Raw genomic sequence first — 25,856 nt, forward strand, 5'->3', positions numbered from 1 at the left:
TTATTTCTAGTATTATTAATTAGAGAATCATTTTGTTTATTATTACATGAAAACATGCAAAACATTAGAGTTAATTAAAATTATTTTCATTTTTTATCTGGTTGATTTACTATTATTTATTGCATCTACATCATAAAGAGGAAGCTTCTTTTCTTCATCTTGCACAGCATATTTTTTTGGTTTCATAATATATAATACATCACTTTTTGGCATAGATCCCATACAAATTTTTTGACCTCCGGAAATTTTAGAGCCTTGATTTCCTCCTAAATTCACATAATCTCCTTTTGCATTTACACCAATAATAAATACAACATGTGAATGACTTTTTATTACAGCGACTGCACCAACAAACGCATCTGTTATTTCTCCATTTGGCCATCCATCTTTACCTGAGCCAGCAATATAGGAATTACCTTCTGGCCCCCAATCTCTAGCTCCCATCGCTCCTTTAGAATTTGTGTCTTTATAGTTCTCCGTATAATTAAAACACCAATTTACAAAAGAAGCACACCACGCATCCTTATAATCGCTATTATACCCTGTTTCTTTAAAGTATTCTTTTATTTTTTCTTTTAAGGGGCTATCTTCTTCTTTTATTCCTTTGTATTTTTCATATTCCTCCCAAGCTACTTTCATCCACGGGGCTAATTCTCCTTTTGTTTCTATTTTTTCATCTATAGTGTCGTCGCAATTACCAGTGAATAGTTGTTTTGCTCCAGGTATATAATGTTTATTCCGCAAGACATAATCTATCTCTTTGATTGTAGTTTTTCCTCCTATAGTACCATATCGTTCTTCAAACACTTGTCTAGTATAAACCCATCTTTTCCTTTTTACCTTTTCATCTTTTTCTGTCATAAAAGTTGGATTTGAAGCATACCCGTATTTTGTAACCCATGGTTCTATTGTGATGTTTATATCTCTTTGTTTTTTACTAGTACTACTTCCATCCCCGTCAGGTACACTTATACTTTCATCAAAAACGGCATAATCTGGCTGATCTCCTTTACCGACATCTGCAGGTTTTATAACCTGAAGATAAAAATCTACAATAGTCTTCATTTTATCTTTGTTTTGCTTAAGGTATTTTTCAACGTAGTCCATCTGCTTTATGAACGTCATTTTCTCTAATGCTTCATAAGTAGTTCCTATACTTTGAGCTGTTGTAGCACTAAATTGTATTAAACCAACATATTTAGTACCCTTTGCACTAACTCCTTTTTTTGAAGCAGAAAAAGTATTAATAGTTTCAAGGTGCATGATAGCCATCAATTCACTCGCTTTGTCTTTCTTTTTATCTTCTCCCCAAATATTCGCACAAACTTCCAGAACTTTTTTACGTTCGTCACAAGTTAATTTATTGCTCCAGTAAAAATTATTTTCTTTACATGCACAAGCACCTTTTTCCCCCTTCTTAACATCCTTAGCATCACCAATCTTAAAAACCTTATTTGTTTTTTCCACAGGATCTGGTTTAAAAACTTTGGTATCAACATTAACAACTGCGCTTTTACTAAAGTCATGTGTCTGCAGAACTTCGATTTCAGCAAATAGTTCCTGCTCGTTTCCTTCTGCCCAATTATCTCCGCCTAGACTTCTAGGTATTGAGTCTAATGATACAACTATTGCATGAAGATCTGACTGTATAGTGAAGTTATGAGTAAAAAGAAGATCATTGCTAACCAAATCTTCATCGTACAATTTAAGACGAACTTCTTTTCCAACTAACCCCGTTGAATTTATCCAAACTTTAATTTGTTTTTCTTTAAACTTACCTTTTATTTTATGCCCAGCGGTGTCAGTAAGATTCACTGAATTGATTTTGCTTTTTACAGCTTTAGGAGTTTCAGATGTTTTTGTTTTGGGCTGCTGTACAGGCACATTACTTTTAACAGGCTCTTTTTTAGGAGTTGTCTTAGCTTTGTAAGGTGCTGTTGGCGCTTCGGGTGCATTGACATTTACGTTATTACTTGGCACTTTTTCCTGATCTAACTGCGCAGTGACATAATATTCGTGAACGTTGTCATTTTCTGGACCATTTTTCGTTGCAATTTTTGCAAAGCTCGGCTTTAATAAAAAATCAATATCTGCAATCCCATCTCTTACAATTCCAGATTTTGTTTCAATAAAGTTTGTTTCATTAGCCTTATTATGACCCGCACCCTTTACATCATCTTCCCAAAGCGTAACATATATTCTGCGTTTCTCCATATGCAGACAGTGCACACGTGCTTTAACCGTTTGTCCGTAAGATAAACGTCCTTCTATTTTTTTTCCGCTTTTATCTAATAATCTTACATCATCAATTTTTGGTTTAGATGGAATAGGTTTTATATCGAGCCAGGCTGTTTCATCTCCTTTTATTGCTGCAATCCGAATTCCTGCTCTGGTTAAGCTTCCGTGACGAAACTTATAAGTTACTAGATTTCCCGTTTTATCATTTTCTTTGTTTTACGCCATCTTCTGTTTTCCAGCACATACACTTCCCATTTTACAGGAAGTTCAAAATTAGCAGTGCCTGCAGATGCAGTATTTTGATAAGGCAGCACCGAAGGAATAGCATCACCTACTCTGTAAAACTCTTCAACTCCTACAACGGGATTAGGATTTCCAATTATTTTAAAATCTGACATTTTATATTTTTAAAGTAAGTAAAATCTTGTATTTTGCGAATATAATTATTTTTATTAAAAGATATAAAATTCTTACATTTTTTAACTTTAATAAAAAATCTTAATTTAGAAGTGATTTACTAAGTTCTAATGGGAGGGAAAACTTTTTGCCCACCCGTGATAACTATTCTGACTGGAGCAAAAGATTTGAAGGACAGGAGGTATCAATATCTGAATAAATAGCAATAAAAAAGCCTCGATTTATAAAATCGAGGCTTTCTGTTTTTAAGTTAATTAAATCTCTACCCCAAATCCAAATAAGGATTTAAAGTTTCTGCTAATTCATTGAGCCAGTATAAACCGTCTCTTAATTTGGCTATTTCGTTTTGAAGTTCTTCGTGTTCGCTCATAACGCCTAATGCAAGTGTAAAATTTACCTGCCTTAGTGTTTTAGCCATTTCTTCAGGTTCAATTCTGTCATTGAAAAAATTCAAAAGCCTGATTTGGGTTTCTGTGGAAAGATTGTTGTTAAGCATAGTCCTAAAATTGAGAATAATACCTTTTAAAGTTTAATGTTCACTTTATCTGGGTAAGTTTATATTAGTTTATTCTTTGTGTTTAGGATTGTAAAGATATCAAAAAAACATTTTAAAGTAAGAAAAATATTATATTTTATATTTTAAAAAACAATATGTTTTGTTGCAGTAAAAATCAATGAGATTTTCAAGAAATTTGTCATTTCGAGGAACGAGAAATCACACTAGAAACTCCACAAAGAAGATCGCCAATCTTTCTCGATTTACGAGTGTGATTTCTCGTTCCTCGAAATGACAAGATTAGAGAATTTTGCACTGTACGCTCAGATCGACAATCGAGTTAAAACCCCAAATTCCAATTTCAAAAACAATAGCAAAGAAAACCTCAGAACCTTTGTTACTATGCCTCTTTGAACCTTAAAAAAATACCTATTTTTGTAACTCAAAAAGAAAGCAATAATGTCGATAAATAAAGAGTTACAAGAACTAGCAGCATCATTAGAAGGTACACTTTTATATGATGATCTTTATAAAACACTATATTCTACAGATGCTTCGGTGTATAGGATTCGTCCAAATGCGGTGGCTTTGCCAAAAACTACGGCAGATATTAGCAAGTTAATTCGCTTTGCAGCTCAGCATAATATTTCGGTTACACCAAGAACTGCGGGAACTTCTTTGGCAGGGCAGGCAGTAGGAGATGGAATTGTGGTTGATGTATCGAAATATTTCACTAAAATTTTAGGTTATGATGCTGATAAAAAAACAGTTACCGTTCAGCCTGGAGTGATTCGTGATGAGTTGAATTTGTATTTGAAACCATACGGTGTTTTCTTTGCGCCAATTACATCAACTTCAAATCGAGCGATGATTGGCGGAATGGTTGGAAATAATTCATCAGGAACAACTTCGATTCGTTATGGTGTTACACGTGACAAAATTGCTGCCGTTAAAACGATTTTAAGCGATGGATCTGAAGTGACTTTTGGCGAATTGACTTCGGCAGAATTTATGGAGAAAACCAAAGGCGATTCTTTAGAAAATAAAATTTACAAAAGTGTTTACGACGAACTTTCGGTAAAAGAAAATCAGGAAGAAATTATAAAAGAGTTTCCGAAACCTGAGATTCACAGACGAAATACAGGTTACGCCGTTGATATTTTGCTAAAATCAGAAATATTTGGCGGAACTGAGCCTACAATAAACTTAGGAAAACTACTTTGCGGAAGCGAAGGAACACTGGCTTTTACAACCGAAATCACTTTAAAAGTGGACGATTTGCCGCCACCTCACAGCATTATGGTTGTGGGGCATTATCATACGATTCAGGAATCGCTGGAATCTGTTGTGGTGGCAATGAAACATCATTTGTACACTTGCGAAATGATCGACGACACGATTTTAGATTGTACGAAAACGAATCGCGAACATATTAAAAACAGATTCTTTTTAATTGGTGAACCAAAAGCGATTATGCTTTTTGAAGTGGCATCACACACGCTTGAAGATGCCGAAAATCAAGCAAATGCTTTAATTGCCGATTTAGAAAAACACAATTTTGGGTACGCACTCGTAAAAATTTATGGTGCCGATATTGATAAAGCCAACGAACTTAGAAAAGCAGGATTAGGATTATTAGGAAGTATTGTTGGCGACAACAAAGCTGCCGATTCTATAGAAGATACAGCTGTAGAATTAAGCGATTTGCCAGCTTATATTGCGGAGTTTTCGGCAATGATGCTGCGTCACGGACAGGAAGCGATTTACTATGCGCATGCTGGTGCGGGAGAATTGCATTTGCGTCCGGTTTTGAATTTAAAGAAAACATCTGACCTAAAATTATTCAGAACTATTGCGACCGACGTGGCGCATTTGGTAAAAAAATACAGGGGTTCGCTAAGCGGAGAACACGGTGACGGAATTGTACGTGGAGAGTTTATTCCATTTATGATTGGCGATAAAAATTACGAATTGCTGAAAAGAATCAAATTAGCGTTTGACCCGAATTCGGTTTTTAATATCGGAAAGATTGTCAACGCTTTGAAAATGGATGAAAACCATCGAGTAATTTCGGGCAGAGTAGAACCAGATATTAAAACGTTTCAGGATTTTTCAGACAGTTTAGGGATTTTGCGTGCTGCCGAAAAATGCAACGGTTCTGGCGATTGCCGAAAAATGCCGTCGGCAGGAGGAGCAATGTGTCCGAGTTATCGAGCGACTAGAAACGAAAAAGAGACAACTCGTGCAAGAGCAAATGCTTTACGTGAATATTTGACGTATTCTGAAAAGGAAAATAAATTTGATCAGAAAGAATTATACGAAGTTTTTGAGTTGTGTGTAAGCTGTAAAGCCTGCGCGAGCGAATGTCCGAGTAATGTTGACGTTGCAACTCTTAAAGCGGAATTTTTATACCAATATCAAAAAGCAAACGGATTTTCAACGAGAAGTAAGATTTTTGCCAACAATGCAAAACTGAACAAAATGGGAAGTTTGTTTCCGTCGATCACGAATTTTATTTCGAATCAATCATTGGTTAAAAAATCAATGGGAATTGCGCCAGAAAGACAAGTGCCGCTTTTGGCAAAAAAGACTTTCAGAAAATGGTATGAAAATAGCAAATCGAAAAACACCGATTTTCCAAACGGAAAATTGTATTTATTCGTTGATGAATTTACCAATTATTACGACGTAAATATCGGGATTGATGCTTTTGAATTGTTGACAAAATTGGGTTATGAGGTTTTAATTACCAATCACGAAGAAAGCGGAAGAACGTATCTTTCGAAAGGATTCTTGGAAGAAGCCAAAAAGATAACCGATATAAATATCAATATTTTCAAGGATTTAATTTCGAGCAATACCCCTTTAATAGGAATAGAACCTTCGGCAATTTTAACTTTTAGAGATGAGTATTTGCGATTGGCATCGGATAAAGAAAATGCGGAACGAATTTCGCAAAATGCCTTTACAATCGAGGAATTCTTCAAGAAAGAAATAATCGACGGAAAAATAAGACCAGACTCATTTTCTGAAGAAACAAAAGAAATTAAGATTCACGGACATTGTCATCAAAAGTCTTTAAGTTCTGTTGAAGCCACTTTTGCCATGCTGAATTTACCTAAAAATAATACAGTAACGATTTACAATTCGGGCTGCTGCGGAATGGCGGGTTCTTTTGGATATGAAAAAGAGCATTATAAAGTGAGTATGCAAATGGGCGAAGATACTTTGTTTCCAAAAGTGCGCAATACTGCCGAAAATGTAAAAATTGCCGCGGCAGGAACAAGCTGTCGTCATCAAATTTATGATGGCACAAAACGCGAAGCACAGCATCCAGTTAGTATATTGAGAAATTGCTTGAAGTAGGGGGGGGCGCAATCCCAAGCTATCTGGCGCAAAGAATTACGTGAACGGATAAAAAAAGTTTAGCCACAGATTAAGGGATTAAAAGGATTTTTTTTAATCTGTGTTTAAATAGTTTTCACGCAGATTTAAAAAGATTTAAGCAGATCTATGCAGATTTTACTATTTCTAAAGTTTTAAAAAAATCTGCTTAATCTGCCAAATCTGCGTGAAAAAATCCTTTTTAATCCTTTAATCTGTGGCAAAAAAGTGTAATCTATTAAAACGACTAAGCCCCATTATTCCGAAAAATAACAGGGCTTAAAAATGACAAGTTTAAATTCTTGTAAATTATTTAGCACCAGGAGGGCAATGCTCTTTGATGTATTTTGTAAATGTATCGGCAAGATGTTTTGTAGTTCCTTCTCCCTCGTATATGCTGTGTGAACGATTTGGATAAATCATCAAATCGAACATTTTATCATATTTTACCAATTCATTAATCAGAACCTCGGCATTTTTATAATGTACATTATCGTCGCCCGTTCCATGAATGTATAATAAATTCCCTTTCAGATTTTTAGCATGAGTTACAGGCGAAGCTTTTATGTAAGTTGCTTCGTTTTCACTTGGCAAGCCCATATACCTTTCCGTATAAATATTGTCGTAAAAATGCTGATCTGTAACCGCTGCGATCGCAATTCCTGTTTTGTAAATTTCAGGAAACTGAAACATCAAATTCAAAGTTACAGCGCCGCCGCCGCTCCATCCATGAATAGCAACTCTGTCAGAATCAATAAAGTTCCATTTCAAAACTTCTTTAGCAGCCATAGCTTGATCGTGCGTATTGATAATTCCAATGTTTTTGTAAATTGATTTTCTCCATTTTGTACCTTTCAATACAGGAGTTCCGCGGTTATCCATTGCAATTCCAATATATCCTTCAGGAATTAAAGAAGCAATAAAGGGATAAAAATACGGCTCATCGTTTGCAACAGACGCCATTGGTTCGCCATAGACATAAAAAAATACAGGATATTTTTTAGAAGCATCAAAATTCAAAGGTTTTGCCATAACGCCATCTATTTCGATTCCGTCAACAGTTGTAACTTTAAATTTCTCTAATGAATAATTACGTCTTGGTGCCGAGAATGAATCTGCAGCAGTCGGAAGTATTTTTTTGTGACCAGATAAAGCAACCAAACGCTTGTTGTAATCGCGATTGATATTCGAATTTACGTGTTTAGCATATTTAGCATCAGTCGAAAAACTGTACTCATTTGTTCCCTCAAACTCTTGAGGAGTGACGCGTTTTGTTTTCTTTGTGTTTAAATTAGTTTCGTACAAATAACGTTGTGTTGCGTCTTTTGGGCTGGCAATAAAATAAACAGATTTCGTTTCTTGATTGTAAGCTTTGTAGTAAGCATCAAAATTTTCAGTTGTAACAAGTTCTTTCTTTTTGCCGTCGCTGCTGATTTTGTAAATATGCATCCAGCCGTCAGCATCTGAACTCCAAAGAAACGATTTTCCATTATCTACAAACTGACACGGAAAAACATCATATTCTCCTGAAGAAATATCAAATACATCAATCCAAGAATCTGATTTTTCCTGATAGATCAAATTCGCCGTTCCAGATTTAGTATCACATTTATAAATAGAAGCTTGGTTTTGATTTCTATTTAATTGAATAGCCATTACATTTTGATTGCTGATCCATTCCATTCGAACTAAATAATTATTATCAGGCTCGCCTGGAATATTAAGCCAGTTTGTTTGTAAAGAAGTAATATCAATTACACCAATTTTTACAGATGAAGGTTTTTCTCCAGCTTTAGGATATTCTACTGGAATCGTAAACGGATAAAGAGCATCAGTATTATTGATCATTAAATGAAACTTCGTTTTTGAAGCATCTACACGCCAAAATGAAATGCTTTTTCCATCAGGACTCCATCTAAAACCATCACGAGCAGCAAGTTCTTCCTCATAAACCCAGTCAAAAGTACCGTTTATGATTTTATCAGTTCCGTCTGTTGTCAAAGGAGTTATTTTTCCAGAGTTTAAATTTTCCAGATAAATATTATGCTGCGAAACATAGGCTACATTTTCGTTATCATTAGAAAACTTAGCAAACATCAATGACGACTTTTCTAAGCTTGTTCCCAGTTGTCTTCCTTTTCCAGTTGTTAAATCAAAATACCAAAAATCTCCTTTGGTATTGGCTCTCCAGACTTTTTTCGAATTGGTGAAAACTAACACTTTTGTTTTGTTTTCATTCCAAACCAAATCTTCAATTTCTCCTGCAAAACCAGATTTTTTTAATTGATCATCAGTTAAAATAGTTTTCTTTTGATTTAGTTTATCAACGTCATAAACCTCTATATTATCTTGAGAATTCACCCAAAAAGAGTGTGAGTTTGGCAGCCAATTGAGTTGATTAATATCAATATCTTCTTGCGCAAAAACGCTGGAGCAGATTAATAGAAAGAGTAACAAATGTTTCTTCATTATATAGGTGTTTTTAGTTTGTTATAGTATTGCATTTTGAAGGAGTAAATATAATAAGTATTTCGTTTGTTTAGGAATTAACTTATAAATGGTATTGAAATTTTGATCTCTTTTTAAGACAATTAACGAAAGAAAGGAAAGAATAGAAACGACATTATTTTAAATTTTTAGACTGAAATATATTTGGATAAAAATAGTGTAGCCTTAATTTACAAATTGGTACTATATTACTATTTAGTAAGCGAATATTATCTTATTTTAGGTTAATATATTATTGTTTTTAACTTGTGACCGTTTTTAAGATGAAAATAAAATGGAAGCAGTTGAACAAAAGTGTACTAATTTGTAATAGAAACAAGTCATTTTTACAATAACAGCAGTTTTACTTTACTAAGTAAGTATTTGCTTTTAGGAAAAAACCTAAATGATTATTTTGATTCAGTTTATTCCTGTTTATTTTGTTTGATTATCTGTTGAAGAAAACAAAATCGTTTTATATATTTGAAATCACGATAAAAATTGCATTATTTGCAAAATAAAAGCATAAAGACCGCTATAAATTAATTTAAAAAGTAAAACCATATATGGCATTATCAGGTTTATTCCGAAAAAAAACGGTACAAGATATTCTGAAGCAAGTTGCAAAGAACGAATCAGATGGTCATGATGCATTAGGAAAGCATTTGACCACAAGAGATTTAACCGCGTTTGGTATTGCAGCTATTGTAGGAGCAGGTATTTTTAGCACCATCGGAAAAGCCAGTGCAGATGGTGGTCCAGCTGTTATTTTTCTGTTTTTATTTACTGCTTTAGCCTGTAGTTTTGCGGCTTTTGCTTATGCTGAATTTGCTTCAATGGTTCCAGTTTCTGGAAGCGCTTATACATACTCATATGTTGCATTTGGTGAAATTATTGCTTGGATAATTGGTTGGGCATTAATCATGGAATATGCCGTAGGAAACATAACTGTCGCCATATCGTGGAGTGATTATTTTACGGGACTTCTCCAGAGCGGCGGGATTCATTTACCGCAATGGATTCAGATGGATTATTTAACGGCTTCAAATGGTTTTAAAGATGCCGAAGCTTTAATGCGAGGCGGAAAATCATTCGAAAATTTAAGTACCGCATTGCAGGCTGCACACACAGCTTGGACTACGGCACCAACTATAAGTTCATTTCATTTTGTAACTGATATACCTGCTTTATTTATCATTATTTTGATTACGGCCTTGGTTTATAGAGGAATGAAAGAGTCTCGTAATGCCAGCAACTTAATGGTAGTTGTAAAACTGTGTGTAGTTCTTTTAGTAATTGCGGTAGGAGCATTTTATGTAGATACAGCAAATTGGGATCCGTTTGCTCCAAATGGAGTTGGTGGTGTATTAAAAGGAGTATCAGCAGTTTTCTTTGCTTATATTGGGTTTGACGCTATTTCTACAACTGCCGAAGAATGCAAAAATCCGCAGCGCGATTTACCTCGAGGTATGATGTGGGCAATTATTATTTGTACCATTTTATATATAGCGATTGCTTTAGTTTTAACAGGAATGGTTCGTTATAACGAATTAAATGTTGGAGATCCATTAGCATTTGTTTTCGAAAAATTAGACTTAAAATGGATGTCAGGAATTATTGCAGTAAGTGCAGTAGTCGCAATGGCAAGTGTTTTATTGGTTTTTCAAATGGGTCAGCCTCGTATCTGGATGAGTATGAGCCGTGATGGTTTATTACCAAAGAAATTCTCCAAAGTTCATCCAAAATTCAAAACACCATCATTTGCTACAGTCGTAACCGGTTTTGTGGTTGCAGTTCCAGCTTTGTTTTTGAATCTGACAATGGTGACTGATTTGTGCAGTATTGGAACTTTATTTGCCTTTGTATTAGTTTGTGCAGGAGTTTTAGTATTACAAGATAAAACAGATATTCCTAGAGGAAAATTCAAGACACCTTATATCAACGCAAAGTTTATTTTACCATTGGCAATAATTGCAGGATTGTATTATTCTTTTGCTTTTAATAATAAAGATACAATGGCTTTCATTACAAATGAGACACAAATAAACGATGCAACAACTATTATTACCTCTTTAAATAAAGGCGAATCTGAAAAAGTATTCAATTATTTAGAAAGTATTGATGTTGATAATAAAACGACTGAAACCGCAGATTTAGAACATTTACTAAGTCAATATCAAGATGATGATGCAAAATATGCCGAGGTTGTAAAAGGAATGCCTATTGCAGATTCTTTAAAATACGAATCAGGAATTAGCTTATTCAAACATAAAATTCCAATGTGGATTTTCCTTTTTGTTTTAGTTGGATTAGCCGTTTGGGCATTTAGAAAAAACCTGTCTTTAATTCCTCTTTTAGGATTAATCTGCTGTCTTTACATGATGGCTGAATTAAGTGTTTGGAACTGGATTTATTTTACAATTTGGTTACTAATAGGATTATTGATTTACTTTACTTATAGTAGAAAAAATAGTAAACTCAATGTAACAGAAGCATAAATTAAAAGCTGAAAATTATAAATAGAAACCGTTTTTGAAAAAATCTCAAAACGGTTTTTTTATGGCTTTTTTATAAAAATATCCTCCTGTTTACGAAAGTTTTTTCTTAGGTTTGTTCTGTCGTAAAATTTAAATTGTTTTTATTATAAATGAGTTTTTTAAAAAATATATTAGGTAGAAAAGAAGTAAAAATAGAATCCTGCAGTGATTTTTGGAACTGGTTTTTAAAACAGGAAAAAGAGTTTTTTAAAATCGTTCAAAACGGAGAAAATATCCATAAAGGTTTCTTTGATAAACTGGCACCAAAACTGGAAGAAATTCATTCTGGAATTTATTTTTTGACAGGAATGAGTGACGATCAAACAGCTGAGTTAATTCTAACACCCGACGGAGCATTAAGAAATATCTATGTTATTGAAGAGTTGGTTGAGACAGCTCCCAAGATCAACGGTTGGAAATTTACTGCACTTAAACCAGCCTGTGATATTAAAGATGTAGGGATTAAGTATGAGAATTTTGAATTTAATAAAGACAATTTGAAATTTTATCCTAACATACATAAAAGCTATCCAGATGAAATAGATTTAACGATTGTGTATGATGATTACAGCGAAGAAAAAAAGGCTGCTGTAACAAACGGTGTTCATATTTTTTTAGACAACTATTTGGGCGAAATGCATTCAGTTACACTAATCGATAATTTAAAAGTTATAGGAAACAGCGAAGTTTCAGAAGAGTTAATTCCTATTGAAAAATTAAGCGGTTATTTGATTTGGAGAGAGAAAGAATTTGTCGAGAAATACGAAGGAATTAGACATAACACAGAAAATGATGGTTATACCAATTTTGAAGGAAAACGTAAAGATGGCGGAATCGTATTGGCTTTAATAAATACAACTCTTTTAAAATGGGATAAAAAAGCATCGCATCCGTGGGTTTTTATTCTTGCACTTGAATTTGAGGACTGTGATAATGGAGGATTACCAGACGGAGCAACCAATAATAGATTAGAAGAAATTGAAGAAGAAATAATAAATTATTTACCAGATTTTGAGGGATATTTAAATATAGGAAGGGAAACAGCAAACAACAAAAGAGAACTCTTTTTTGCTTGTAAAGACTTTAGAAATCCTTCAAAGACGGCAGACGAGTTAATAAAAAAGTACAACGGCGATTTTAAAATAAGTTACGAGCTGTATAAAGACAAATATTGGCAGTCTTTTAAGCATTTTGAACAAGATTAAGATAGAAAACCGTTCTGAAATTTTCAGAACGGTTTTTTTATTTTTACCAGAGATTGCTGGATTTGTTTTTTAGCAAAAAAAATCCGCATAGAGAAAAATCTCCAGCGGATTCAAACAAACTAAAAAAAAATCGTGCAAATTTATTTATAAAGAATTGTTTCAAATTTATAAAACCCCAAGTTCAATCATGCAGGCCTTCATCATTTCGTAAGTGCGCTCAATGTCGTTGTCTAATCCGATAGAAAAACGAATTAAACCATCTGTCAATCCCATTTCTTGTTGTTCTTCTAACGGAATTTCACTTGAAGTTGAAGTTCCCGGCGCACTGAATAATGTTTTGTAAAAGCCTAAACTTACCGCCAAATAGCCTAAATTTCGAGCTTGCATTAATTCCATTAACTCATTGGCTTTCGCCAAAGAACCAACGTCAATTGTCAGCATACCTCCAAAGCCATATTCAGGGTTAATCATTGTTTTGTATAATTCATGGCTTGGGTGACTTTTTAATCCCGGATAAACCGTTTTCAAACCGTCTTTTTCAAATTGATCCGCAAGAAAATGCGCATTATGACTGTGCTGTTTAATTCGGATATGAAGTGTGCGCAGGTTTTTCATCACACTCGCAGAACGTAAACTGTCCATTGTAGGACCTAAAAGCATACTTGCTCCAGAATTTACATTTTTCAAAGCATTAATAAATTCTTTCGATGCGCAAGTCACGCCGCCAACAGTATCACTGCTTCCGTTAATATATTTCGTTAAACTATGAATAACAATATCAGCCCCCAATTTTGCTGGCGAAACAGATAATGGTGAAAACGTATTATCAACCACCAATTTCAGATTATGTTTTTTAGCGATTTTAGCTAAACCTGCAATATCAGCCACTTCCAATAATGGGTTACTAACTGTTTCACAATACAAAACTTTCGTTTTTGGCGTAATAGCAGCCTCTACAACATCTAGTTTTGTAATGTCAACAAAGCTTGTTTCAATCCCGAATCTTGGTGTAAAGTTTTTCAAGAAAGCGTAAGTTCCGCCATAAATCGTTCTGCTTGAAACAATATGGTCACCCGCACCGCACAATTGCAAAAGAGTAGGCGTAATGGCTCCCATTCCCGAAGCCGAAACATTTGCCGTTTCTGTTCCTTCCATTGCCGCCAAAGCTTGATCTAAATACAAATTACTTGGGGATGAATGACGTGAGTACAAATAGCAGCCTTCCATATTACCTTCAAAAGTATCAAACATGGTTTTAGCCGAAAGAAAAGTATAAGTTGAAGAATCAGAAATCGACGGATTTACGCCTCCAAATTCACCAAAGTATTGTAAATCCTGTATTTTATCTGCTGGGTTAAAGTCTTTCATTAGTTAATGGTTTATTGTTAATTGAATTTGTTTAGGAGCTCATTCCTAATCGAAGTGCTATCGCTTGGATTAGGGTTGGAAAACTCGTTTTTCAAAAGAAATTCTGTTCAAAATAAGATCTATTTAGATTATTAATCAATGCTTGTCTTTGTGTTTAGTTTTTAAAACTATAAAAATGTATTTATTGTGATTTTTAATCTAAATTTGATAAAAGAAATGTAATTCAATAGATTTTTTTTCATTTCAACAACTAACCATTAAACTGAAACCATGACTTTAGACGCCGTAGATAAAAAGCTTTTAGTTTTATTACAAACTGACAGCAAGCAAACCAACAAAGAGTTATCCTTGAAACTTAATCTTTCAGTAACGGCAGTATACGAGCGAATCAAAAAGTTAGAAAGAGAAGGAATAATTAAAAGCTACGCCGCTCTAGTCGATAAATCTAAAATCGAAAAAGGATTTGTAGTTTTCTGCCATTTAAAACTCATTCAGCATACAAAAGAGTTCCTAACCAAATTCGAAAGCGAAGTTATCAAGCTCAACGAAGTTCTAGAATGTCATCACGTAAGCGGCGATTATGATTATATACTGAAAGTACTAGTAAAAGATATGGAAGCGTACCGAGAATTTTTGGTTACAAAACTGACTTCATTACAACATATTGGAAGTACGCAGAGTACTTTTATGATTAGTGAGGTCAAGAATTCTACAGTGATTTCTTTTTAAAGGAACAAAGGCTCATAGAAGCAAAGGTTCAAAGGTTTTTTGTAGAGGCGCACTGCATTGCGTTTAGCGTTATGTTTGTCATTTTTTTTGTTTTAATAACATACTTAGAAAAAAACTTAGAGAATCATTGAGTAAATATTTTGTAGACTGTTTGCTTATTATTTAGTAACATCTTCAAAAGTTGGTCTTTCTCGTTTTTCAGCTATTACGTCTTTTATAATTGATTCAATATTTTTATTTATAGAATCATTTGGCTGTAATTTAATTGCTTTATAAATTGTTTCTTGTGCTTCTAGGTCTTTTTTAGCAACAAGTAAATTCATTGCATGATTACCTAATAAAGTGAAGTCGTTAGGATTTCTTTTTAGAGATTCTTCAGAATAAAATATTGCTTTTTTGAGGTCTTTTAAGTGCATAGCCTCTAGTGAAGCTTCCATGGGAATTATATGGTTTTCTAGTTCCAATTTAAAAGCTAGTTCTAATTGCTCAAGAGCATCTTGGTGCTTTTCCAGTCTTTGCAATGCTTTGGACATTAATACCATACTTTGCCAATGTTCAGGAACTATCTCAAGACATTTTTTGAAATCTTTTACAGATTCTTCAAGTTTTAGCTTTTCAGATTCATTCAATTTTTTACTTCTATATCTGTCTAAGAGAATTAGCCCTTCTTGCTTTTTTCCTGCACGTTCAAAAATTTCATTGAATTCTTGATATTTTTTATTTTGAAGTTCTTGTTCGTCAATTTTATTATAGATTGTGCCATTTAAAAGAGTTTCAATTTCTTCTGGAATTAATTCTTTTACAAAATCTGAGTAAGGATTTAGTATAAATGTTGCTCCATTTAAACTTTTAAATAAATCTTGTCCTTTTATACTAAGATATGGAACTTTTTCTTTTATTATTCCTTTGTCAAATATTCTATTTATTGATGTAAAGACTGGAATTTGTCCGTTTTCAAAAATAACAAACTGAACATTTATGTCATTTTCCAGAGTTTGATTTTCAACCTCCGAAATAGATTTTTCACTAGTCAATACAAACATTGATTCTACATCAATTTTTGATAAAATTGCTTTTGAGCAGAAAAATTTGATGTTGCTTGCATTAAACATTTTTCTATTTCATTTTCCGGAAATCTTGATTCAGTTTTCTTTTTTTTAAATATGTCAAATAATCCCATCTTTTATCTTTTGAGTCTTTTAAAATTATTTACAAGGTTTTACCATTTAACGAGGTTACGAAGTCTGGAACCATATATTTTCTGATAAAGATAAAATTTCTAGCGAGACTGAAATATTATTTTGTAGCAAAATACGTAGTACTCTATACGATTAATAAAAACCTTTTATTTCACATAAAAAACATTGAAATTTAAACTTTAAACAAAACTTTATTCCTTAATTTTGTAACCGCTAAAATAAAAACAAAATACTATGAGTTCATTTGACGTAGTCATTATAGGTTCAGGTCCTGGAGGATATGTATCAGCAATTCGTTGCGCACAATTAGGTTTCAAAACTGCAATTGTAGAAAAATATAATTCATTAGGCGGAACTTGCCTTAACGTAGGTTGTATTCCTTCAAAAGCATTATTAGCTTCTTCTCACCATTATGCAGAAATTAAACATTTCGCAGATCACGGAATTGAAGTTTCTGGCGATGTAAAGATCAATTTAGAGAAAATGATCGCCCGTAAACAAGCCGTTGTAGATCAAACTTCAGGTGGTGTGAACTATTTAATGGATAAAAATAAAATTACTGTTTTTAATGGTTTAGGTTCTTTTGTAGACGCAACACATATTTCAGTTGCAAAAGCAGACGGAACATCTGAAACTATTGAAGCAAAATATACTGTAATCGCAACAGGTTCAAAACCGTCTTCTTTACCATTTATCAAAATTGATAAAGAAAGAATCATCACTTCTACTGAAGCTTTGGCTTTAAAAGAAGTTCCAAAACACTTAGTTATTATTGGTGGTGGAGTTATCGGAATTGAGCTTGGACAAGTTTATCTTCGTTTAGGAGCTCAGGTTTCTGTAGTAGAATTCATGGACAGAATTATTCCAGGAATGGATGGTTCTCTTTCTAAAGAATTAACTAAAGTGTTGAAAAAACAAGGAATGAAATTCTACGTTTCTCACAAAGTAAAATCAGTAGAAAGAAACGGTGATGCTGTTACAGTTCAAGCTGAAAATGCAAAAGGAGAAACAATCACTCTAGAAGGAGATTACTCATTAGTTTCTGTAGGTCGTCGTCCTTATACAGATGGATTAAACGCTGATAAAGCTGGAGTTAAAATTTCAGACAGAGGACAAGTTGAAGTAAACGATCATTTACAAACAAACGTTCCTAATATTTATGCAATTGGAGATGTTGTTCGTGGAGCAATGTTGGCACACAAAGCAGAGGAAGAAGGAACTATGGTTGCTGAAATCTTAGCAGGTCAAAAACCGCATATCGATTATAACTTAATTCCTGGTGTAGTTTACACTTGGCCAGAAGTTGCTGCAGTTGGACAAACTGAAGAGCAATTGAAAGCGGCGGGAGTAGCTTACAAATCTGGAAGCTTCCCATTTAAAGCGTTAGGACGTGCAAGAGCAAGTGCTGATTTAGACGGATTCGTAAAAATCCTTGCTGACGAAAAAACAGATGAGGTATTAGGAGTTCACATGATCGGTGCTCGTACAGCTGATTTAATTGCTGAAGCGGTTACTGCAATGGAATTTAAAGCTTCTGCTGAAGATATTTCAAGAATGAGCCATGCACACCCAACTTTTGCTGAAGCTATAAAAGAAGCGGCATTAGCAGCAACAGATAATAGAGCTTTACACGTATAATTTTTTACGTATAAAATATATTTAAACCGTCAAAAAAATAATTTTGACGGTTTTTTTATTGCCTCATTATTTTAAAAGTATAATAGGTTTCTTTGTTTTTCATGTAGACACTATAAACGCCTTCAGCTTCATTGTAGATTCTGTAAAGGTATTTGTCGCCTTTAACACTTAAATTTTTTCGAGATAAATTATTACTCTCTATAAACTCTAATTCAAATTCGCAATTACTTTTTTGTTTAAAATACAGTTTTGAAAAAGTATCATCACTGAATTTTTCTATCCATAAATTATCATTTATAGTTACTTCTACTTTGTTGCCGTCATTTTCATAATAATAGTATTGTGCGGCTTTTTCAAAACTATTGCATTGTTCTCTAGAAATGTCTTCTATTGGTTTCTCAGTTTGCATAGACCAGTTGCTTTTTGCTGATTCATTTGGAAAAAGAGCTACAAATTCGTTACAGTTTTTATGCAGTCTGAAAAATATTTGCTCAAATACTTTTTTTTGAATGATGCTGTCCTTAAACTTTGATAGGTAAGGAGTAATGTGGGCATTATTTATAGTATTGACTCTAATTTCATTATTCAAATTTTTATTTTGAATCAATGATTTACAGATTTCAATGTTTAATGAGTCAACAGATTGTATAGATTGAGATTTGGAAATAGAAGTGTAAAATAAGAGAATAAGAAATAGGTGGATTTTCATTTAAATAGGTTAGTTAGTATACCAAATGTAGGTTTTAGTAAGGATATTCTAGTTATATAGAAGAAACTTTTTTTTAATTTATTCTAGACGCTTTTTAATGGTCGAAAAAATATTAAGTGTCAGGAAATTTTTGTAAATTAGAGGTATGATTCTGATAATGTGTTTATTGTGGTGTTTTTGTAAAAGCCAAGAATTGCATTATACTCTATTTCTGCAAAATGTAATATTGAGGAGAATTGTATAAGACTGCTGTAAATGCTAAGAATGATTAAGTACCATAAAAGTCAGTAATTAGGACTATAGTGTCAAAAAAGACAAATGGGAAGAAAGCATCGGGAAAGCCAAGTTTGTCAAAAAGGACGATGTTGGTATGCTCAGGGTCTCATTTTTGGTCCTTTTTATTAAGGATAAATTTTTTAGATTAAAAGTTGCACTTGCAGCCGGCGAAAGTTTAAAATATAAGTATTCTTTCAAGTGAAACATGAAGAAAAATGGCTGAAAAAATAAACCCGGAAGGTTTTTAAATCTTCCGGGTTTATTTTTTTTAGATAAAAAACGAATCAAGGAGTAAAAACAGCTTTATAATTATCCCAGTATCTGTAAATTAAGAATAAATTCCCCAAGAAAAGTAATCCGGCTATTGGCAGGCTTTCAGGAGTTAAAAAATAATTAATAAACAAGATGTTGATGGTAATGGGAAGGATCATAATATTTGCTAAAGTAACAAAGCGGCCGCTTACAAACGAAATTCCGCAAAGCAATTCAACTGTTTTAGCCAATGGAAGCAAGTACGTTGAAGCAACTAACCCCATATTAAACGCCTTAAAGTTGCCAGTCGTTTCTGGCTCCGGAGCCAGCTTAAAGAAAAATGAAATGGAGGCAAACAGCAATAACAGGCCGATTAAAACGCGGACAATAATAGTAGCAATTTTCATAATACTTAAGATTTTAAAAGGTTAAAATGATATAATTTATTATGCTGAAAATGCAAATCAATATTCTCCAAATAAAATGCAAATCTATCTAAAGTGTCATTTTAGTGAGAGTATAACAATCAATAATATCCTGTTTTAGGATTAGTAGAAATGTTATATCAAATATAATGATTTTTTCTGTACTAAATCTCTGTTTTTTAACAGTTTTATTTGTTTTTTGATGATATTTTACCTGCCTTGTTTTTTATTTTATACTTTCATTTATCAGTCTTTCCATTAATTTATTTAAATATTCTACTTGATAGTCTCCCACCGATGCTACAAGGTGATCATTACCAATACCACTATCATTGGTGATGAAAACATAAGTCCCGTTCGTTGCAATTGCCATATAACGCATTAAAAATTCAGTTTCTTTGTCGATACCGCTAGCGGTAATAGGAATAATTTTGATTCCTTTTTTACTTGCTGTTTCGATCAAAGTATGAATTTGAGATACAATTTGTTCGTCATAGTGCGGCGGAGCATCTAATACTAAAAAAAGTATTCTAGAAATTGCATTTTCTGACCATTGCAAAGAATTAATTGATTTCTCTAAAGCTGTTTCAACAGCTTCAGGAAAATCTCCTCCTGCCGCAGCAGATTGATCTTTTATAAAGCTGATTGTAGTATCAATATTAGATGAAAAATCAGAAACTTTAGTTACATATTCTTCGCCTTTGTCTCTGTAAAATACAGCGCCCATGTTTATTTTTGCATTTTGGTTTTGTTGTTTTACTTTTGAGATAACGTCTAATAGTTCTTCTTTTAAATAATCTAATTCATCTCCCATGGAACCCGTTGCATCAACCATAAATGCAATGTCTATTTTCTTTTCAGAATCTCTTTTATTATAGTTTTTAAGAGATAGATTGTTGTTTTTTAATTTGCTGTATTTCTGAATGTTGTCGAATGTTTCATTCGCGACTCTTACTTTTAAATTTTTCGGATCTGTTTTTTTAGAGTTCTTTAAAAGCGGCCATAATTCAGCATTCCCTTTATTATTTGTTCTCGAGGTCCAGATGATTTCGTTTTCGGAGTTAAGTAATGATACAGGTACGTCGACTACATTTTCTGAACCAGATTTTATATTCACAGATATTCGATCTCTTAAGTTATAATTCCAATAATTACGCATTTCTGAAAACTCAGAGTTTTCACTTATTGATTCCCAGAATGACCAATTATTTAAATCATTCCATTCTCCTGCAGTAATTTGACCAGCCTGAATTTGGAGCTGCTCTTTCGAACCTGCAGTTTCAGAATCGCTTGCATCTGTAGTTGCTGCGGCTTCATCTCGGCTTGCCGACTCAATTTTTACATCTGCAGATGATGTGCTGTCTGCCTTTTTGCAGGAAAAAAGTAAAAAGATTACCAAGAAGCATATAGTGCTTAATTTTACAAGTGTTTTCATAAAAGTTTTAATTGATTAAGTTTTTGATTGTTAATTGCACGTGAATTATTACAAAAACGAAGTATTAAAAAGCGTGCCAATAATTTTTAAACATTAGTTTTTTTTGTTGTAATTTTGCGATTTAAAAATCTATTCATTTTTGAGAGTTTCAATTCATAAACATATTTCCAATCCAGCGCAATTTAAACAGCAGTTGATGAGCTGGTCACAGCAGTTTCGTGAGATCGTTTTTCTAGACAGCAATTCGTATCCGCAAGAATATTCAAGCTTTGATTTTATTTTGGCAGTGGATGCCTTTACCTCTTTAAAAACCGACTTTCAAAATGCGTTTGATGATTTAAAACAATATCAGCAAACAACCAAAGACTGGCTGTTTGGTTACCTTTCCTATGATTTAAAAAATGATATTGAAGATTTAAAATCCAATAATTTTGATGGGTTAGACTTTCCTGATTTATTTTTCTTTCAGCCAAAAAAAATATTTTTGTTGAAAGAAAATCAGCTCGAAATTCAATATTTAAACCTTTGTGATGATGAAATTGAAGATGATTTTAAGGATATAGTCGAAAGTCAAAAGTCGAAAGTCGAAAGTGGAGTGCCTATAAAAATTGAACAGCGTATTTCTAAAGAGTCATATGTTGAAAAAGTCAATAAAATGCTGCAGCATATTCATCTTGGTGATATGTATGAAGCGAATTTTTGTATGGAATTTTACAGTGAAAATGTTGTTATAAATCCGTTAGAAAAATTTCTAAAACTAAATGAAATTTCGCAAGCGCCATTTTCAGTATTCTTTAAAAATCATAAACAATACCTGCTTTCAGCTTCACCCGAAAGATACCTTAAAAAAAAGGGAGAGGATATTATTTCTCAGCCGATAAAAGGAACTTCAAAACGTTTTTCAGATCCAATCGAAGATCAGAAATCAAAAGAGTATTTAGAATCTGATGCAAAAGAACGAGCTGAAAATATTATGATTACAGATTTGGTTCGAAACGATTTGTCACATACCGCACAAAAAGGCTCCGTAAAAGTGACGGAGTTGTGCAAAATATATTCGTTTTTGCAAGTGCATCAAATGATTTCGACTATAACTTCAAAATTAGATGCCCAATATTCACCCGTTGACGTTTTAAAAACAACTTTTCCAATGGGAAGTATGACTGGAGCGCCAAAGATTTCAGTTATGAAAATTATTGAAAATTTGGAAGAAACCAAGCGTGGTTTGTACAGCGGCGCTGTTGGTTATTTTACACCCGAAGGCGATTTTGATTTCAACGTTGTCATTAGAAGTATTTTTTACAATCAAGAAAACAAGTATGTTTCTTTTTCTGTTGGAAGCGCTATAACATCACTGTCAATACCTGAAAAAGAATACGAAGAGTGTTTGTTGAAAGCTAAAGCAATGCACGAAGTTTTGCAATAGAGATATTGCCACGAATTACAAGAATTTGCACTAATTACTTTTTCTTCAATTTTAGAAAAAATATAGCCACAGATTAAAATGATTAAAAAAAGCTGTGTAAATCTTTTTATCCCGATAGCTATCGGGAGTGGCGAAATAGCACGCTTAACATTTCATTTAAAAATAGATCGAATTTAATTTTTTACTTTTATCAAATGTTTTCAAAATTTCAAAATCATATCGTTTCCAGATTTCCATTTTTAGCAGAAAAAAAACTTTTTCTTGCTGTGAGCGGTGGCTTAGATAGTATGGTATTGTTGCATTTGTTAAAACAGCTGCCATACGAAATTGCTGTACTTCATTGTAATTTTCAGCTTCGCGGATTAGAAAGTTTTGGAGATCAGACTTTTGTCGAAAATTATTGCGATCAAAATAATATTCTCGTTTTTACAACTCAATTTGATACTGAAGCTTTTGCAAAAGATTATAAGTTATCGACACAAGTTGCTGCTCGTGAACTTCGTTACAGCTGGTTTTATGAGCTTCTTGAAGAAAAAAACTTCGATTATATCTTAACAGCACATCATGCTGATGATAATTTGGAAACATTTATAATCAATTTGTCTCGAGGAACGGGATTGGATGGATTGAGCGGAATTCCAGAGCAAAATGATAAAATAATACGACCGCTTTTGCCTTTTTCAAGAGAAGAAATTTTGAAATATGCTGAAGAAAACAAGATCGAATGGCGTGAGGACAGCAGTAATGCATCCAATAAATACCTTAGAAATAAAATACGTCACGACTTAGTTCCGATTTTAAAAGAATTAAATCCAAACTTTTTAAGTGCTTTTCAGAAAACACAGTCATATCTGCAAGAATCCCAGGTTATGGTTGAAGATGCTTCGATTATGATTTATCAGCAGGTTGCAGAGGAGGCCGGTGACGACATTCATTTCGATTTAAAAAAGCTTAAAAAATTACCCAATTATAAATCTTATTTGTATCAATGGCTTCATGAATTTGGTTTTTTAGCGTGGAATGATATTTATGATTTGGTAAATGGGCAGTCGGGTAAACAAGTTTTCTCGGCGGAGTTCAGACTGCTGAAAAACAGGGATATTTTGATTTTGAGTCCCATTTCTGAAATGTCAGAAAAGGAACAGTTCGAAATTAATGAAAATGAAAAAGAAGTTAATTTTCCCTTAAAGTTAAAGCTTTGTAACGTAGGTCACATAACAATAGATTCAAATAGAGTTATATTTGTCGACGCCGATAAAATCCAATTTCCATTAGTTTTACGTAAATGGAATGAAGGAGATGTTTTTCATCCGTTTGGAATGCACGGAAAATCAAAAAAAGTGAGCAAACTTTTTAAAGATGAAAAGTTATCTCTAATTGAAAAGGAACAAACTTGGATTTTATGTTCAGATGATAAAATTGTCTGGGTGGTTGGCATTAGACAGGATGAACGTTTTAGAATAGAAAAAACCTCAAATAAAATACTTAAAATAGAACTACAATAATGAATTTTACTCAATCTAATCAAGCAGGAATGCTACAAAGTTTCAGGAGCAAATCGATTTTATTTTTACTGTTTTTCATTTTTGCCTTTGCAAAAAGTAATGCTCAAATTTTAGAGCCGGTTAAATGGACCGCAAAAATTGAAAAAAAATCAGGAAACAATGCAGTATTGATTTTTGATGGAACGATCGAAAAAGACTGGCATATGTATTCGCAGTTTACGCCAGACGGCGGGCCGCTTGCGTTGGAAATTACTTTTAAGAATCAAAAAGGAAATTACGAATTAGTTGGAAAAGCAAAAGAGGGTAAAACCAAAACGGCTTTTAATGATGTTTTTGGTGTAAATGAAACTTTTTTTGAAGGAAAAGCTCATATTGAACAAGAAATAAAAATCATAAACCCAAACTTAAAAACAGTTGATGTAGATTTTGATTTTCAGGTTTGTAAGGAGGTTTGTATCAATTCGAGCAAGAAATTCTCAATTGCAGTTCCTTCAACGTTCAAAATGAATGAGGTTCCTGCGGTTGCAGAATCTAAACTGGATGAAACGAAAGTGACTGGAATAGCTGTTGATACGGTAAGTAAAACAACAGTAGTAGAGAAAGTAGAACCAGCGAAAGTTGATAATGTAGCTGCTAAAGCTGTTGATGATGTACAGAAACCAGCTCCTGCAAGAAGTTTGTGGTCAATCTTTTTTATTGCTTTTATCTCTGGATTTGCGGCTTTGTTAACACCTTGTGTTTTCCCAATGATCCCAATGACGGTAAGTTTCTTTACAAAGCAAAGTAAAAGCAGAGCAAAAGGTATTAGAAATGCTGTAATATACGGACTTTCGATTATTGCTATTTATGTAATTTTAGGGTTAATTGTAACGAAGATATTTGGTGCAGACGCTTTAAATGCGTTATCAACAGATGTATGGTTTAACTTGATTTTCTTTGTAATCTTAATCATTTTTGCTACTTCATTTTTGGGAGCTTTCGAAATTATGCTGCCAAATTCATGGGCAAACAAAGCAGATCAGCAAGCTGATAGAGGTGGAATAATTGGAATTTTGTTCATGGCTTTGGCTTTGGCAATTGTATCATTCTCTTGTACGGGGCCAATTGTTGGGACTTTATTAGTTGAGGCTGCTTCAAACGGAGGAATTGCTCCAATTGTTGGAATGTTAGGTTTCTCATCAGCTTTAGCTTTACCATTTATGTTGTTTGCGATGTTCCCAGGTTGGTTAAATTCGTTACCAAAATCTGGCGGATGGTTAAATACAGTAAAAGTTGTTTTAGGGTTCTTAGAATTGGCTTTGGCATTTAAATTTTTATCAAATGCTGACTTGGTTCTGCAATTACACTTTTTAGAAAGAGAAGTTTTTATCGCGATTTGGATTGCTATTTTTGCGGCTTTGACTTTGTATTTATTCGGAAAAATTACCTTGCCGCATGATAGTCCGTTACATCATATTTCAGTAGGAAGATTGTATTTAGGATTGCTTACGCTTGTGTTTACAGTGTATTTAATTCCGGGACTTTGGGGAGCACCTTTAAAATTAATCAGTGCGTTTCCGCCGCCGCCGCAATATAGCGAAAGCCCATTTGGTGTAGGAGGAAGCTCAGCAGGTGGAAGCAGTAGTACAGAAGCGGTGAAAGGAATGCCGGAAGGTGCTGAATTAGGGCCTCATGGAATTATGGTTTTTCATGATTATGAAGATGGATTGGCGTATGCAAAATCAATCAACAAACCAATTATGTTAGATTTTACTGGTTATGCTTGTGTAAACTGTAGAAAGATGGAGAATAATGTTTGGTCTGAACCAACGATTCTGCCAATTTTAAAGAATGATGTTGTTTTGATTTCTTTATACGTTGATGATAAACGTGAATTGCCAGTAGAGGAACAATTTGTAACGGCTTCTGGAGATAAAATTATTACGGTTGGTGATAAATGGACGGATTTTATGATCTCAAAATATAAAACGAATACACAGCCTTTGTATATAATTACAGATTTAGAAGGAAATAATTTGAATGCTTCTAAACCAACAATTAGTTATGTAAGTGCAGACGAATATTTACACTGGTTGAAAGAAGGGATTTCAAACTTTAAATAGTTTTAGAATAAAGAAATATCTTAAATGC

At 33.4% G+C, this 25,856-nt stretch carries 17 protein-coding genes; 8 read left to right on the forward strand and 9 right to left on the reverse strand.

The window, feature by feature from the left end; genetic code table 11:
- Window positions 1–93 precede the first annotated feature (93 nt).
- The 3 genes from BOW55_RS14860 to BOW55_RS14870 form a co-directional block, all read right to left on the reverse strand.
- Window positions 94–2,214, reverse strand: coding sequence for a hypothetical protein (locus tag BOW55_RS14860; protein ID WP_129024752.1), 2,121 nt, complete (start codon window positions 2,212–2,214; stop codon window positions 94–96).
- Between the two features lie 209 nt (window positions 2,215–2,423).
- Window positions 2,424–2,636: a hypothetical protein gene (locus BOW55_RS14865; RefSeq protein WP_129024753.1), complete on the reverse strand. Its 213-nt coding sequence runs from the start codon at window positions 2,634–2,636 to the stop codon at window positions 2,424–2,426.
- Window positions 2,637–2,917: 281 nt separating this feature from the next.
- On the reverse strand, window positions 2,918–3,151 hold the full coding sequence (locus BOW55_RS14870; protein ID WP_129024754.1) for a hypothetical protein: 234 nt from the start codon (window positions 3,149–3,151) through the stop codon (window positions 2,918–2,920).
- A 459-nt stretch (window positions 3,152–3,610) separates the two neighbouring features.
- On the opposite strand from BOW55_RS14870, the gene BOW55_RS14875 reads away from it, so the two are divergent.
- Window positions 3,611–6,517, forward strand: a complete 2,907-nt coding sequence (locus tag BOW55_RS14875; protein WP_129024755.1) for an FAD-binding and (Fe-S)-binding domain-containing protein — start codon at window positions 3,611–3,613, stop codon at window positions 6,515–6,517.
- Between the two features lie 327 nt (window positions 6,518–6,844).
- Here the strand turns inward: BOW55_RS14875 and BOW55_RS14880 are convergent, their stop codons facing one another.
- Window positions 6,845–9,004 carry a DPP IV N-terminal domain-containing protein gene (locus BOW55_RS14880; protein ID WP_129024756.1) on the reverse strand — a complete coding sequence of 720 codons (2,160 nt, stop codon included), beginning with the start codon at window positions 9,002–9,004 and terminating at the stop codon, window positions 6,845–6,847.
- A 584-nt stretch (window positions 9,005–9,588) separates the two neighbouring features.
- Between BOW55_RS14880 and BOW55_RS14885 the strand changes: the two genes are divergently transcribed.
- On the forward strand, window positions 9,589–11,520 hold the full coding sequence (locus tag BOW55_RS14885) for an amino acid permease (protein ID WP_129024757.1): 1,932 nt from the start codon (window positions 9,589–9,591) through the stop codon (window positions 11,518–11,520).
- Between the two features lie 149 nt (window positions 11,521–11,669).
- On the forward strand, window positions 11,670–12,764 hold the full coding sequence (locus BOW55_RS14890) for a DUF695 domain-containing protein (RefSeq protein ID WP_129024758.1): 1,095 nt from the start codon (window positions 11,670–11,672) through the stop codon (window positions 12,762–12,764).
- 165 nt (window positions 12,765–12,929) lie between these two features.
- On the opposite strand, the gene BOW55_RS14895 is transcribed toward BOW55_RS14890, so the two are convergent.
- Entirely contained in the window at window positions 12,930–14,132 is a 1,203-nt protein-coding gene (locus tag BOW55_RS14895; protein ID WP_129024759.1) for an aminotransferase class I/II-fold pyridoxal phosphate-dependent enzyme, read from the reverse strand.
- Between the two features lie 270 nt (window positions 14,133–14,402).
- Here BOW55_RS14895 and BOW55_RS14900 point away from each other — a divergent pair, with 270 nt between their 5' ends.
- Window positions 14,403–14,861 carry an Lrp/AsnC family transcriptional regulator gene (locus BOW55_RS14900; protein ID WP_089059458.1) on the forward strand — a complete coding sequence of 153 codons (459 nt, stop codon included), beginning with the start codon at window positions 14,403–14,405 and terminating at the stop codon, window positions 14,859–14,861.
- 158 nt (window positions 14,862–15,019) lie between these two features.
- Here the strand turns inward: BOW55_RS14900 and BOW55_RS14905 are convergent, their stop codons facing one another.
- Window positions 15,020–15,973 (reverse strand): SseB family protein, encoded by a 954-nt coding sequence (locus BOW55_RS14905; protein ID WP_241686585.1) that lies wholly within the window; start codon window positions 15,971–15,973, stop codon window positions 15,020–15,022.
- A 321-nt stretch (window positions 15,974–16,294) separates the two neighbouring features.
- Between BOW55_RS14905 and lpdA the strand changes: the two genes are divergently transcribed.
- A complete protein-coding gene (lpdA, locus tag BOW55_RS14910; protein WP_089054597.1) occupies window positions 16,295–17,698 on the forward strand; it encodes a dihydrolipoyl dehydrogenase in 1,404 nt (467 codons plus the stop codon).
- A gap of 55 nt (window positions 17,699–17,753) precedes the next feature.
- On the opposite strand, the gene BOW55_RS14915 is transcribed toward lpdA, so the two are convergent.
- From BOW55_RS14915 to BOW55_RS14925, 3 genes are all read right to left on the reverse strand, one after another.
- A complete protein-coding gene (locus tag BOW55_RS14915) occupies window positions 17,754–18,407 on the reverse strand; it encodes a hypothetical protein (protein WP_129024760.1) in 654 nt (217 codons plus the stop codon).
- Between the two features lie 560 nt (window positions 18,408–18,967).
- On the reverse strand, window positions 18,968–19,342 hold the full coding sequence (locus BOW55_RS14920) for a DoxX family membrane protein (RefSeq protein ID WP_129024761.1): 375 nt from the start codon (window positions 19,340–19,342) through the stop codon (window positions 18,968–18,970).
- Between the two features lie 244 nt (window positions 19,343–19,586).
- Window positions 19,587–20,795, reverse strand: coding sequence for a VWA domain-containing protein (locus tag BOW55_RS14925; protein WP_129024762.1), 1,209 nt, complete (start codon window positions 20,793–20,795; stop codon window positions 19,587–19,589).
- Between the two features lie 139 nt (window positions 20,796–20,934).
- Between BOW55_RS14925 and BOW55_RS14930 the strand changes: the two genes are divergently transcribed.
- From BOW55_RS14930 to BOW55_RS14940, 3 genes are all read left to right on the forward strand, one after another.
- Window positions 20,935–22,221 carry an anthranilate synthase component I family protein gene (locus BOW55_RS14930; protein WP_129024763.1) on the forward strand — a complete coding sequence of 429 codons (1,287 nt, stop codon included), beginning with the start codon at window positions 20,935–20,937 and terminating at the stop codon, window positions 22,219–22,221.
- Window positions 22,222–22,415: 194 nt separating this feature from the next.
- Window positions 22,416–23,726: a tRNA lysidine(34) synthetase TilS gene (gene tilS / locus BOW55_RS14935; RefSeq protein ID WP_129024764.1), complete on the forward strand. Its 1,311-nt coding sequence runs from the start codon at window positions 22,416–22,418 to the stop codon at window positions 23,724–23,726.
- The gene (locus BOW55_RS14940) at window positions 23,726–25,828 is read left to right on the forward strand and encodes a cytochrome c biogenesis protein CcdA (RefSeq protein WP_129024765.1); all 2,103 of its coding nucleotides are present in this window, start codon (window positions 23,726–23,728) and stop codon (window positions 25,826–25,828) included. The genes tilS and BOW55_RS14940 overlap by 1 nt, the downstream gene beginning before the upstream one ends.
- The last annotated feature ends 28 nt before the right edge of the window (window positions 25,829–25,856 follow it).

It is taken from the genome of Flavobacterium sp. YO12 (assembly GCF_004119495.1).
In the GTDB taxonomy this organism is placed as follows: Bacteria; Bacteroidota; Bacteroidia; order Flavobacteriales; family Flavobacteriaceae; genus Flavobacterium.

Coding starts and splice junctions, on each gene's coding strand:
- tilS (WP_129024764.1), top strand. CDS start 22,416: ATGTTTTCAAAATTTCAAAATCATATCGTTTCCAGATTTCCATTTTTA.
- BOW55_RS14905 (WP_241686585.1), bottom strand. CDS start 15,973: ATGTTTAATGCAAGCAACATCAAATTTTTCTGCTCAAAAGCAATTTTA.
- BOW55_RS14865 (WP_129024753.1), bottom strand. CDS start 2,636: ATGTCAGATTTTAAAATAATTGGAAATCCTAATCCCGTTGTAGGAGTT.
- BOW55_RS14875 (WP_129024755.1), top strand. CDS start 3,611: ATGTCGATAAATAAAGAGTTACAAGAACTAGCAGCATCATTAGAAGGT.
- BOW55_RS14940 (WP_129024765.1), top strand. CDS start 23,726: ATGAATTTTACTCAATCTAATCAAGCAGGAATGCTACAAAGTTTCAGG.
- BOW55_RS14885 (WP_129024757.1), top strand. CDS start 9,589: ATGGCATTATCAGGTTTATTCCGAAAAAAAACGGTACAAGATATTCTG.
- BOW55_RS14895 (WP_129024759.1), bottom strand. CDS start 14,132: ATGAAAGACTTTAACCCAGCAGATAAAATACAGGATTTACAATACTTT.
- BOW55_RS14880 (WP_129024756.1), bottom strand. CDS start 9,004: ATGAAGAAACATTTGTTACTCTTTCTATTAATCTGCTCCAGCGTTTTT.
- BOW55_RS14915 (WP_129024760.1), bottom strand. CDS start 18,407: ATGAAAATCCACCTATTTCTTATTCTCTTATTTTACACTTCTATTTCC.
- BOW55_RS14920 (WP_129024761.1), bottom strand. CDS start 19,342: ATGAAAATTGCTACTATTATTGTCCGCGTTTTAATCGGCCTGTTATTG.
- BOW55_RS14925 (WP_129024762.1), bottom strand. CDS start 20,795: ATGAAAACACTTGTAAAATTAAGCACTATATGCTTCTTGGTAATCTTT.
- BOW55_RS14860 (WP_129024752.1), bottom strand. CDS start 2,214: ATGGAGAAACGCAGAATATATGTTACGCTTTGGGAAGATGATGTAAAG.
- BOW55_RS14870 (WP_129024754.1), bottom strand. CDS start 3,151: ATGCTTAACAACAATCTTTCCACAGAAACCCAAATCAGGCTTTTGAAT.
- BOW55_RS14890 (WP_129024758.1), top strand. CDS start 11,670: ATGAGTTTTTTAAAAAATATATTAGGTAGAAAAGAAGTAAAAATAGAA.
- lpdA (WP_089054597.1), top strand. CDS start 16,295: ATGAGTTCATTTGACGTAGTCATTATAGGTTCAGGTCCTGGAGGATAT.
- BOW55_RS14900 (WP_089059458.1), top strand. CDS start 14,403: ATGACTTTAGACGCCGTAGATAAAAAGCTTTTAGTTTTATTACAAACT.